Source organism: bacterium, assembly GCA_020440705.1.
In the GTDB taxonomy this organism is placed as follows: Bacteria; Krumholzibacteriota; Krumholzibacteriia; order LZORAL124-64-63; family LZORAL124-64-63; genus JAGRNP01.
Genome location: JAGRNP010000008.1, coordinates 23,472 through 33,147, shown reverse-complemented (window position 1 = coordinate 33,147; position 9,676 = coordinate 23,472). Strand labels below are relative to the sequence as shown.

The following is a 9,676-nucleotide window of genomic DNA, read 5'->3' as shown; positions in this document are numbered from 1 at the left end:
TCGGTCGGTTTCATGCTCCGCCTTTCGCTTCCACGACGCCCAGGCCGGCCACGCCGTCCAGGCGCACGGAGAGGGGTTCGTCCAGGCGCACGTGGCGCAGGTGCGGGGTCTCGGCCGCGGCCGGACGCGCGGCGAGCCAGTCCCAGTCGATGCGCCCGCCGCCCCCGCGCACGGTGAGGTACAGCACGCGGAAGGCGATCAGGTTGTGGAAGAAGTGGGTCCCCTGGCTGGGGTCCGGGTTCAGGCCGCCGCTGATCTGGCCCCAGTCGACCGGGATGCCGAGCCACGGGTCGGAGCTGCCCCAGCGCCCGAAGCCCAGCAGCAGGTAGGGCCGCTCCTCGGCCAGCAGCCGCGCGTTGAGCTTCTCGACCTCGGCGGCCACGGCGCGGGTCTCGGCGACGGCGAAGGTGTCGGGCCGTACGTAGATGATGTCGCGCAGGTCCTCGCGCACGCCGTGGCCGAGGGCCATCTCGCTGGCGATGACGACGTCGGGCCCCTGCAGCTCGTGCACCCCCACCTTCGACTCCCCGGCCGGGATGAGCATGGCCCGCATCTGGAGCAGGCAGAAGCGGCGGCGGCCGTCCGGACCGGCGTCGACGGCGAACTCGAGCTCGACGGGGCAGCCGGCGACCCGCTCGGCCAGGGGCAGCAGCCGCGCCACGAGGCCGTTCAGGCCCAGGGTCTCGCCCACCAGCAGCGGCGCGAAGTCCAGCACCCGCGGCCCGGCCGCGCCCAGGCCCAGGCGCAGGCGGTCCGAGGCCGGATCGTAGGTCGAGACCAGGTGGTCGAGCACGCCGTCGGCTTCGGCGGCGGCCAGGTCGGGCCGGAGCAGGAACTCGGTCTCGCCCATGGGATCGGGCGGCGGCGGGGTGCCCATGTTCACGGCCCAGAAGCTCGTCTGGGTGCCGCGCATGCGGTCGCCCACGTCGTTGAACGGCGGCGGCGTCGCGGGCCGGGCCGGGCAGTAGCTCCAGCACAGGTCGCCGTCGACGATCTGGCGGCCGAGGCCGAGGGCGAGGCTCACGACGCCCTCGGTCGGGTCCGAGCCGCCGCTCGGGTAGTAGTTGAAGGTGCGGGCCACGCCCGAGATCTCGGGATAGAAGCGGTCGCCGCGGCGGTTGCCCACGACCTCCTGGATGACCACCGCCATGCGCTCGTCGGCGTGCTCGCGGCCGGCGCCCCGGAAGTAGTCGCGGGCGGTCTTGGTGTAGGTGTTGGCGTAGATGAAACGGATCGCCTCGACCAGGCGCTGGAAGCGCGTGTCGGCGTCGGGCGCGTTGTTGGGGATCATCTTCGTGCCGTACACCCCGGCGAAGGGGTGGTTCAGCATGTCCTCCATCAGGCTCGACGAACGCACGGCCAGGGGCGAAGCGACCTGGGCGATGAAGTCCCGCAGGTCGCCCAGGTACTCCGGCGGGATGCTCGCGCGCTGGAAGGCGTGGGTGATGCGGGCGTCGGAGGCGCCGGACAGGGCCACGTCCCAAAGGCCGTTCAGATCCATGAACGCGTCGAAGACGTCGGTCCCGAGCACGACCATGCGGGGAATCGTCACCGCGAAGTCGGGAAACTCGCCGTCGCCGAGCTGGTGCAGCAGCTCGCGGGACATCTGCCACAGGCCGGCGGCCTTGCCGCCGATGCCGCCGCCGCCGATGCGGGAGACGACGGCGCCACCCTGCCAGGTGCCGCGGCTGAAGTCGGGTACGCGCGCGGGATCGTCGGCGTCCATGGGCTTCCCTCCCGGGTCAGATCCACCCGCGGTCGCGGCAGGCGCTCGCGACCCGGTCGATGGCCAGCATGTAGGCCGCGTCCCGCATGGACACGCCGTGGCGACTGCTCAGTTCGCTCACGTCGTAGTAGGCCGCGGTCATCTTCACGTCGAGCTTGCTCAGGACTTCGCCCAGCTCCCAGTAGTAGTTCTGGTTGCTCTGCACCTGCTCGAAGTAGCTGCAGGTGACCCCGCCGGCGTTGGCCAGGAAGTCGGGGATCACGAACACGCCCCGCGCCACCAGCAGCGGGTCGGCGTCCGGGGCGGTGGGGCCGTTGGCGCCCTCGGCGATGATCTTCACCCGCGCGGAGATGCGGTCGACGTTCTCCGCGGTGATCTGGTTCTCCAGGGCGGCCGGGATCAGGATGTCGACGTCCTGGGCCAGCCAGGCGTCGCCGGGCAGGACCTCGTAGCCCGCCGCCGCGGCCCGCGCCCGGTCGATGCCGCCGAAGTGGTCGGCCAGCCCGCGCAGCTCGGCCAGGTCGACGCCGTCGGGCCGGGCGTAGCTGACGCTCTCCTCGGCCTCCTGGTCCCAGCAGGAGACGCACACGACGCGCCCGCCCAGGCGGTGGTAGAGCTCGATGGCGTACTGGGCCACGTTGCCGAAGCCCTGCACGCTGGCGGTGGTGGTCTTCGGGTCGAGCCCCTTCTCCTTCAGCGCCTCGCGCAGGGTGTAGACGACGCCGTAGCCCGTGGCCTGGGCGCGGCCCTTCGAGCCGCCCATGCCCACCGGCTTGCCGGTGATCGTCCCGGGATAGTGGCCGCCATGGATGGTCTCGTACTCGTCGAGCATCCAGAGCATGTGCTGGGCCGTGGTCATGACGTCGGGGGCGGGGATGTCGCGCACGGGTCCGACGTTGCCACAGACCTGGCGCACCCACCCCCGACAGAGCGCTTCCTGTTCGCGGGGACTCAGGTGATGGGGATCGCAGATGACGCCGCCCTTGCCGCCGCCGAGGGGCAGGTCGGCCACGGCGCACTTCCAGGTCATCCACATGGAGAGGGCACGCACGGTGTCGACCGTTTCCTGCGGGTGGAAGCGGATGCCGCCCTTGCTCGGGCCGCGCGCGTCGTTGTGCTGGATGCGATAGCCCGCAAAGACCTTCACCGAGCCGTCGTCCATGCGCACCGGGATCTGGAAGTGGTACTCGCGCAGGGGGCGCCGCAGGAGCTCGCGGGCTCCGGCGTCGAGGCCGATCAGGTCGGCGATGCGGTCGAACTCCTGCTGGGCGGTGACGAACGGATTGAAGGCTTTGGCGGACATGACTCCCGACTCCCGGGTTGCGGACATGGCGCGGTGGGGCCGCGGGACCTGCGAACACGAGAGCAGGGCAAGTCCGGGACCAGCCGGACGAAGCCGGACCGGGCGGCTCTGGTCGTTGTGCCGCAAGGAGATCCGGGGCTGGAAGGGGGACCCGGGCGGGGCTCGGGAACATCTAATGATGCGATGTTGCATCTTTTGATGCCAATATCGATGCATAAACGCGTCATTAAAGCGTGAATGCTTGCCGAAATGAGCCATGGCGGCATCAATCGCGGGTCCGGCCGTCCCTGCGCGGCGCCATGCCGAGTCTCCGTAAGCGCCTTTGCAACGTTGTGCGGTGCATGCCCAATTCGGCGGCGGCCCGACCCCGGTGCCAGCCATGGCGCTCGAGGACCTGCAGCAGGTACGCCGCTTCGACCCGGGACAGCCCGTCCTCGGCGGCCGGACCCGCCGTCGGCGCCAGCAGCTGCAGGTCGCGCGGCAGGTGCCGGGGTTCGATCACCGTGCCCCGGCACATGACCCAGGCATGCTCGAGGATGTTCTCGAGCTCCCGGACGTTGCCCGGATAGTTGTGGCGCATGAGCAGTTCGAGCGCGGCCGACGAGACCCCGGTCACGTGCCGGCCCCGCGAGAGCGACAGCCGCTCGACGAAGCGCTGCGCCAGGCGCGGAACGTCCCCCTTCCGGTCGCGCAGCGGCGGGATCTCCAGGTTCAGCACGTTCACCCGGTAGTAGAGGTCGCGGCGGAAGGTGCCGGCGGCGACCATCTCGTCCAGGTCACGGTGCGTGGCGGTGACGAAGCGGATGTCGCAGGGGATCGGCGTCTGCTCGCCGAGACGCTCGTACACCTTCTCCTGCAGCACGCGCAGCAGCTTCACCTGCATGCCGAGGGGGATGTCGCCGATCTCGTCGAGGAAGAGGGTGCCGCCCTCGGCCGCCGCGAAGCGACCGGGCTTGTCGCGGTGGGCACCGGTGAAGGCTCCGGCCTTGTAGCCGAAGAGCTCCGACTCGAGCAGGGTCTCGGGCAGGGCGGCGCAGTTGACGGTGATGAAGGGGCCGTCGGCGCGGGCGCTGAGCCCGTGCAGGGTGCGGGCCACCAGGTTCTTGCCCGTGCCCGTCTCGCCCTGGATGAGCACGCTCGAGGCGCTGCGGGCGAGGGTCGGCAGCAGGTCGAAGAGGCGCTTCATGGCCGGATCGCCGGTGATCATGGCGCCGGCCGGCGCGTCGGCGGCGTCCGGGTCGGACACGTCGAGGTGCTGCCGCACCCGCGCCAGGTCGACGAAGGTCACCACGCAGCCGATGATCCGGCCCTCGTCGTCATGGAGGGCGCCGGTGGAGAGGGTCGCCGGGAAGGTGCGCCCCAGGGAGTCGCGCAGGCGCTGGTCGAGGGTCAGGCCGGGCCTGCCGGTGGCCATGGTGCGCCGCAGCTGGCAGCCGTCGCCGCCGATGCCCGCGTGGAGCACCTCGCGCGCCGAGCGGCCGATCACCCGCAAGCGGGGAAGATCGAGCGCCGTCAGCGCCGCGTCGTTCACGGCGATGATGCGGTAGTCCGTATCGACGGCGAAGACGCCCTCCGGCACGCTGTTGAACATCGTCAGCAGCAGCGCCGGATCGAGGGCGGGGCCCGGCCGCTCCGTCACGACGCGCCTCCCCGCTCCATGTGGGGCTTCCGCGGATCGAGCTCCAGCCATCCCGCCAGACAGGCGAACACCGCCGGATAGGTCTCGGCCAGCTCGGCCGGGAACTCGAAGAAGAGCTCCACCGCCGTGGCGAAGAACTCGGCCGGGCTCTCGGCGGCGTTCTTGTCGAAGAGCAGGTGGCGGTCCCGTCGCAGCAGGCGGCGATGGGCGCCAAAGGCCTCCTCGAAGGCGGCGTGCCAGGCGCCGAGGCTGGCGGCGTCGCGCAGCAGCGGCGTCCCGTTGGCCTCGCCGGTGCGGTCGTCGAGCTGGTGGGCGAACTCGTGCAGCACCACGTTGTAGCCGTCGCGCTTGCGCGCCTCGTGCCGCACGTCCGACCAGGCCAGCACGACCGTGCCCTGGGCCCACGACTCGCCCGAGAGGTCGTCGGGCTCCTCGTGCACCAGGCCATCGTCGCCCCAGCGCTCGTGCCGCACGGTGAAGGACTCGGGATACAGGATGATGCTCGCCAGGCCGGGGTAGTACTCGGCGCCCTCGTGGAGCTGCAGCAGGGCCGCCTGGCCGGCGACCGCCAGGCGCATCTCGTCGGTCAGGACGAGCCCCTCGGCGGTCTCGAAGTTCTTCTCGGCCAGGAGCACGTTCACCACGCCCTCGTGGCGGGCGGCCAGCTCGCCGCGCAGCCGCGCGCACAGGGGTGCCACCCGGTGCAGCAGGGTGCGCCGCCCCGGATCGAGGGGCGTCGCGAGCAGCTTGCCGCGACGACGACGTCCGAAGAAGAAGATGGTGTCGACCTCCGGCTCGGGGGGCCCGGCGCGCGGGGCGCCGTGGCCACAGGATCGCCGAACTTCGCGACCGGGTCAACCCGGCGGGCGTTGCCAAATCCGGTCGCGCCAACTAGGATCGGGCGACTCTCCAATTCCACCGGCGACCGGGCTCTCGCGAAAGGCGTTGCGATGATCGGCAGGACCCTCGGCCCCTACGAGATCACCGCCAAACTCGGCGAGGGCGGCATGGGCGAGGTGTACCGCGCCCGCGACACCCGCCTCGACCGCGACGTGGCCCTCAAGTTCCTGCAGCCGGCCTTCGCCGCCGATCCCGAGCGCCTGGCCCGCTTCCGCAACGAGGCCAAGGTGCTCGCGGCCCTGAACCATCCGAACATCGCGGCGATCCACGGCCTCGAGGAGGCCGACGACCTGCGCTTCCTGGTCATGGAGTACGTCGAGGGGCAGGACGTCACCGACCGCATCGACGCCGCGCCCGTGCCCCTGGACGAGGCCCTCGAACTGGCGCGCCAGTTCGCCGAGGGGCTCGAGGCGGCCCACGACCGTGGCATCATCCACCGCGACCTGAAGCCCTCGAACCTGCGCCTGACGCCGGACGGCCAGCTCAAGATCCTCGACTTCGGCCTCGCCCGCGCCGACGACCCCCTCGATTCGGGCGACATCCTCAACTCGCCGACCATGACCGTGGCCTACACCCGCGAAGGCGTGATCATGGGCACGGCCGCCTACATGAGCCCGGAGCAGGCGCGCGGCCGCAAGGTCGACCAGCGCACCGACGTGTGGGCCTTCGGGGCCATCCTGTACGAGATGCTCTCCGGGCGACGCCTCTTCCACGGCGAGACCGTCAGCGACACCGTGGCGGCTGTGCTGCGGGCCGACCTCGACCTGGCCGACCTGCCCGGCGACACGCCCAACGGGGTGCGCCGCCTGCTGCAGCGCTGCCTCGAGCGCGACGCGCGGCGCCGCCTGCGCCACATCGGCGAGGCGCGGGTGCGGCTCGAACGGTGGCGCGACGACCCGGCGACCATGCACGAGTCGGTGCTCGGGGCCCCGGCCCCGGCCGCGGGTCGGCCCTCGCCGCTGCCCTGGCTCGTGGCCGGTCTGGCCGTGGTCGCGGCGGCCTGGTTCGGCTGGTCCGCCCTCGGTCCCCGGCCGGCGCCCCCCCGCGCGCACACCGAATGGATGCTCGAGGTCGCGAACGAGGACGACATTCCGAACACGCGGAAGAACGTCCTGGTCTCGCCCGACGGGGAGTACCTGGCCTGGGTCACGCGGGACGGCATCAACGTGCGGGCCCGGACCCGGCTGGAATCGACGCTGCTGCCCGGCACGGCCGGTACCGAAGCCGCCTGCTTCTCGCCGGACGGCCGCTGGATCGCCTTCATGGGCGGCGGCAAGATCAGGCGGATCAGCGTGGCCGGCGGCACCCCGTTCGACCTGGTCGACGCGCCGCTCACCCGCGGCATCACCTGGGTCGACGAGACCACGCTGGTCTACACCCAGGGCATCGCCTTCGGCCTGACGGCCCTGGATCTGCGCAGTGGCGAGACCTCGGCCCTCACCGAACCCGACAGCAGCCGGGGCGAGCGCAGCCATCGCTGGCCGCAGTTCGTGCCCGGCCGGCGCGGCGTGGTCTTCGAGTGCCAGTTCCTCGGCCGCAACTACGACCAGTCCGCCGTCGAGTACGTCGATCTGGACACGAAGGAGCGGCAGGTGATCCTGCGCGGCGGCGCCACGCCGGTCGTGCGGACGGCGGGCCACCTGCTCTTCACCCGCGGCACCGGGATCTACGCCGTGGGCCTGGACCTCGCCACGCTCACGCCCACGGGCCTGCCCCAGCTCGTGCGCGAGGACGTCTCCACTTCGGTGGGCAACCAGGAGGACGACGACGGCTCGGCCCAGTTCGCCGTCGACGAGCAGGGCAACCTGCTCTACCTCGACCTGCGCGGCTCCCGCAGCGAGGACGTGCGGCTGGCCTGGCTCGACTTCGCCACTGGCGACGTCACCCCCTTCACCGACTACCGCCACTACGGCTACGGCAACGTCTCCCCCGACGGCGGCAAGCTGGCCATCGAGGTGCGTGACGCCGACTACGACATCACCGTGCGCGACCTGCTGACCGGCCGCGAGCAGCAGCTGACGAACCGCCCCAGCGTCGAGTACGTGGGCGCCTGGTCGCCCGACTCGCGCACCTTCTACTGGTCCCAGGGCGCCGACGCGGGCACCAACTTCGAGGTCTGGTCGCGCCCGGTGGACGGTTCCCTGCGCCCGGAGCCCGTCATCTCGCCGCCTTCGCTGGGAGGGGTCTGGCCCGACGCCGTGAGCCCCGACGGGCGGCACCTGGCCATCTCCATCTTCAGCGGCGCCAACGGCTTCGACATCACGACGCTCGACCTCGCGGCCGACCCGAAAACGCTCACGCCGCTGGTCGGCGGCCCTTCGTCCCAGCGCGACGCGCGCTTCAGCACCGACGGCCGCTACGTCTTCTACGTCGAGGGCGCCCAGTACTTCCGGGAGGACACGGCCAACGGCGGCGAGATCCTGCTGCGTCGCTTTCCCGACACGGGCGCCGTGTGGAGCCTGCCCCCGACCATGGGCCGCCTCGACGCGTACATCTGGTCCGCGGCGCGGGCGTCGATCATCCTCATCGACCAGATCGGCTTCTTCCGCATCCCGGTGGACTTCGCGGGCGAGGCGCCGGACATCGGCCGGCCCGAACTGCTGCTCGACCTGCGACCGCACCCGGACTTCCCGCGCATCGGCCAGGTCATCCTGCACCCGGACGGCCGCCGGGCCATCGTCGGCCTCGAGCCCGAGCAGAACGACAAGGTCGCCCCCTCGCTGGTCTACGTGACCGGATGGGACGACCTCGTGCGCCGGAAGCTGGCGGCTGCCGCAGACTGAGAAGCACGATGCAGAAGCGGGCCGGCCGCCCCGCAGGTCGGCCGGCCCGATGGTCGTCAGCGCAGCAACGTCACCCGGGTCTCGACCAGTTCCCCGGCAGCTGAAAGCCGCAGCAGGTAGGTGCCCGAAGGCAGGGCGCGTCCCGCGGGATCGCGGCCCTCCCAGGCCACGACCCGCTCACCGGCGCCCAGGTCGGCGTCGACGAGGTCGGCGACGCGGCGCCCGCGCAGGTCGTAGGCCTGCAGCAGGACGTGGCCGTCGCGGGGCAGGCTGAACCGCACCTGCAGCCGCGGATTGAACGGGTTCGGTCCCGCCTGCAGGGTCGCCCGCATCGGCAGCGCCCCCTTCACCTGCACCTCGTCCAGCGGGATGCGATCGCCCTCGATCACCGCGGCCAACTCGTAGGAGCGGGGCCAGGGACCGGCGTCGCGGTCGTCGAGAGTCAGGGTGAGGCTGTCGTTCTCGCGTCCGGAGAGCGACAGGTCGGCGGCGTCCCAGGTGCGCGCGGGCAGGCGGCCGGCCGCACGCCGGTGCACCTCGATCACCGCGGCGAACTCGGCCGGAATGGCCACCGCCAGTTCGGCCCCGCCGTCCGCGAAGCGACCCTCGAGGCGGCCGCCGAGGGCCGCGACCAGGACCTCGTCGGGCCGGATCCAGGGGACGGGGAACTCGGCGCCGTTGGCCGGGTCGCCGTCGCGGTCGAAGGATCGGCCGTAGGCGGTCAGCACGGCCGCCGACGCGCTGTCGAGCAGATCGGCGTCGTTCTCCCCGATCACGAACGCGGTGCGGAAGTGCAGGCTCGCCCCGACCGGCAGGGTGGCGAAGGGCCCCGTGGAGATCAGGGTGCGGTAGTCGGCCCACTCGTCGAACGGGGTGTCCGGGTCGACCTCGTCCCGGCTGAGCAGCTCGTACCGCTCGGCGTCGTTGGTCGGATCGCCGCCGTCGGCGAAGGCCGCGTTGCCCCGGAAGACCTGGAAGCCCCGCCGGCCGACGGGAAACGGCGCGCCCGCGTCGTCGAAGACGCCGCACAGCACCCAGGCGGCCCGCCCCGGCTCTTGGTTCGTCCGCGCCGCGTCCTTCATGTACGCCAGTTCCACGGGCAGGAGACTTCCGTCGTAGGCGCTGACCGGGAACGACAGGGACCCGGCCAGGTCGTCGTCGGCCACGCCGGGCCGCCCGCGCGACCCGATGTCCGAATCGGAGAACATGCCGAGGAAGACGTCGGTCAGGGTCTCGGACCCCGTGTTCGTGATCGTGAACTCGAAGCCGATGACACGGCCGTTGGCCAGCGCGGCCCACTGGAACGACTGCTGCCGGATCGTCAG

General features: G+C 71.8%; 6 protein-coding genes. 1 reads left to right on the top strand and 5 read right to left on the bottom strand.

Annotation, left to right across the window (positions count from 1 at the left end):
* Nucleotides 1-10: 10 nt before the first annotated feature.
* From KDM41_02590 to KDM41_02575, 4 genes are all read right to left on the bottom strand, one after another.
* Nucleotides 11-1,726 carry a hypothetical protein gene (locus KDM41_02590; protein ID MCB1182292.1) on the bottom strand — a complete coding sequence of 572 codons (1,716 nt, stop codon included), beginning with the start codon at nucleotides 1,724-1,726 and terminating at the stop codon, nucleotides 11-13.
* Nucleotides 1,727-1,742: 16 nt separating this feature from the next.
* Nucleotides 1,743-3,029 (bottom strand): Glu/Leu/Phe/Val dehydrogenase, encoded by a 1,287-nt coding sequence (locus KDM41_02585; protein MCB1182291.1) that lies wholly within the window; start codon nucleotides 3,027-3,029, stop codon nucleotides 1,743-1,745.
* Between the two features lie 265 nt (nucleotides 3,030-3,294).
* On the bottom strand, nucleotides 3,295-4,620 hold the full coding sequence (locus KDM41_02580; GenBank protein MCB1182290.1) for a sigma 54-interacting transcriptional regulator: 1,326 nt from the start codon (nucleotides 4,618-4,620) through the stop codon (nucleotides 3,295-3,297).
* Nucleotides 4,621-4,664: 44 nt separating this feature from the next.
* Nucleotides 4,665-5,447, bottom strand: coding sequence for a zinc-dependent peptidase (locus KDM41_02575; protein MCB1182289.1), 783 nt, complete (start codon nucleotides 5,445-5,447; stop codon nucleotides 4,665-4,667).
* 171 nt (nucleotides 5,448-5,618) lie between these two features.
* Here KDM41_02575 and KDM41_02570 point away from each other — a divergent pair, with 171 nt between their 5' ends.
* Nucleotides 5,619-8,351 carry a protein kinase gene (locus KDM41_02570; protein ID MCB1182288.1) on the top strand — a complete coding sequence of 911 codons (2,733 nt, stop codon included), beginning with the start codon at nucleotides 5,619-5,621 and terminating at the stop codon, nucleotides 8,349-8,351.
* Nucleotides 8,352-8,407: 56 nt separating this feature from the next.
* Here KDM41_02570 and KDM41_02565 read toward each other — a convergent pair.
* Nucleotides 8,408-9,676: hypothetical protein (locus tag KDM41_02565; GenBank protein MCB1182287.1), on the bottom strand; the 1,269-nt coding region annotated here is incomplete at its 5' end.

Excerpts from the sequence above, each read along its gene's own strand:
- KDM41_02580 (MCB1182290.1), bottom strand. The coding sequence starts at position 4,620 with ATGTTCAACAGCGTGCCGGAGGGCGTCTTCGCCGTCGATACGGACTAC.
- KDM41_02585 (MCB1182291.1), bottom strand. The coding sequence starts at position 3,029 with ATGTCCGCCAAAGCCTTCAATCCGTTCGTCACCGCCCAGCAGGAGTTC.
- KDM41_02590 (MCB1182292.1), bottom strand. The coding sequence starts at position 1,726 with ATGGACGCCGACGATCCCGCGCGCGTACCCGACTTCAGCCGCGGCACC.
- KDM41_02570 (MCB1182288.1), top strand. The coding sequence starts at position 5,619 with ATGATCGGCAGGACCCTCGGCCCCTACGAGATCACCGCCAAACTCGGC.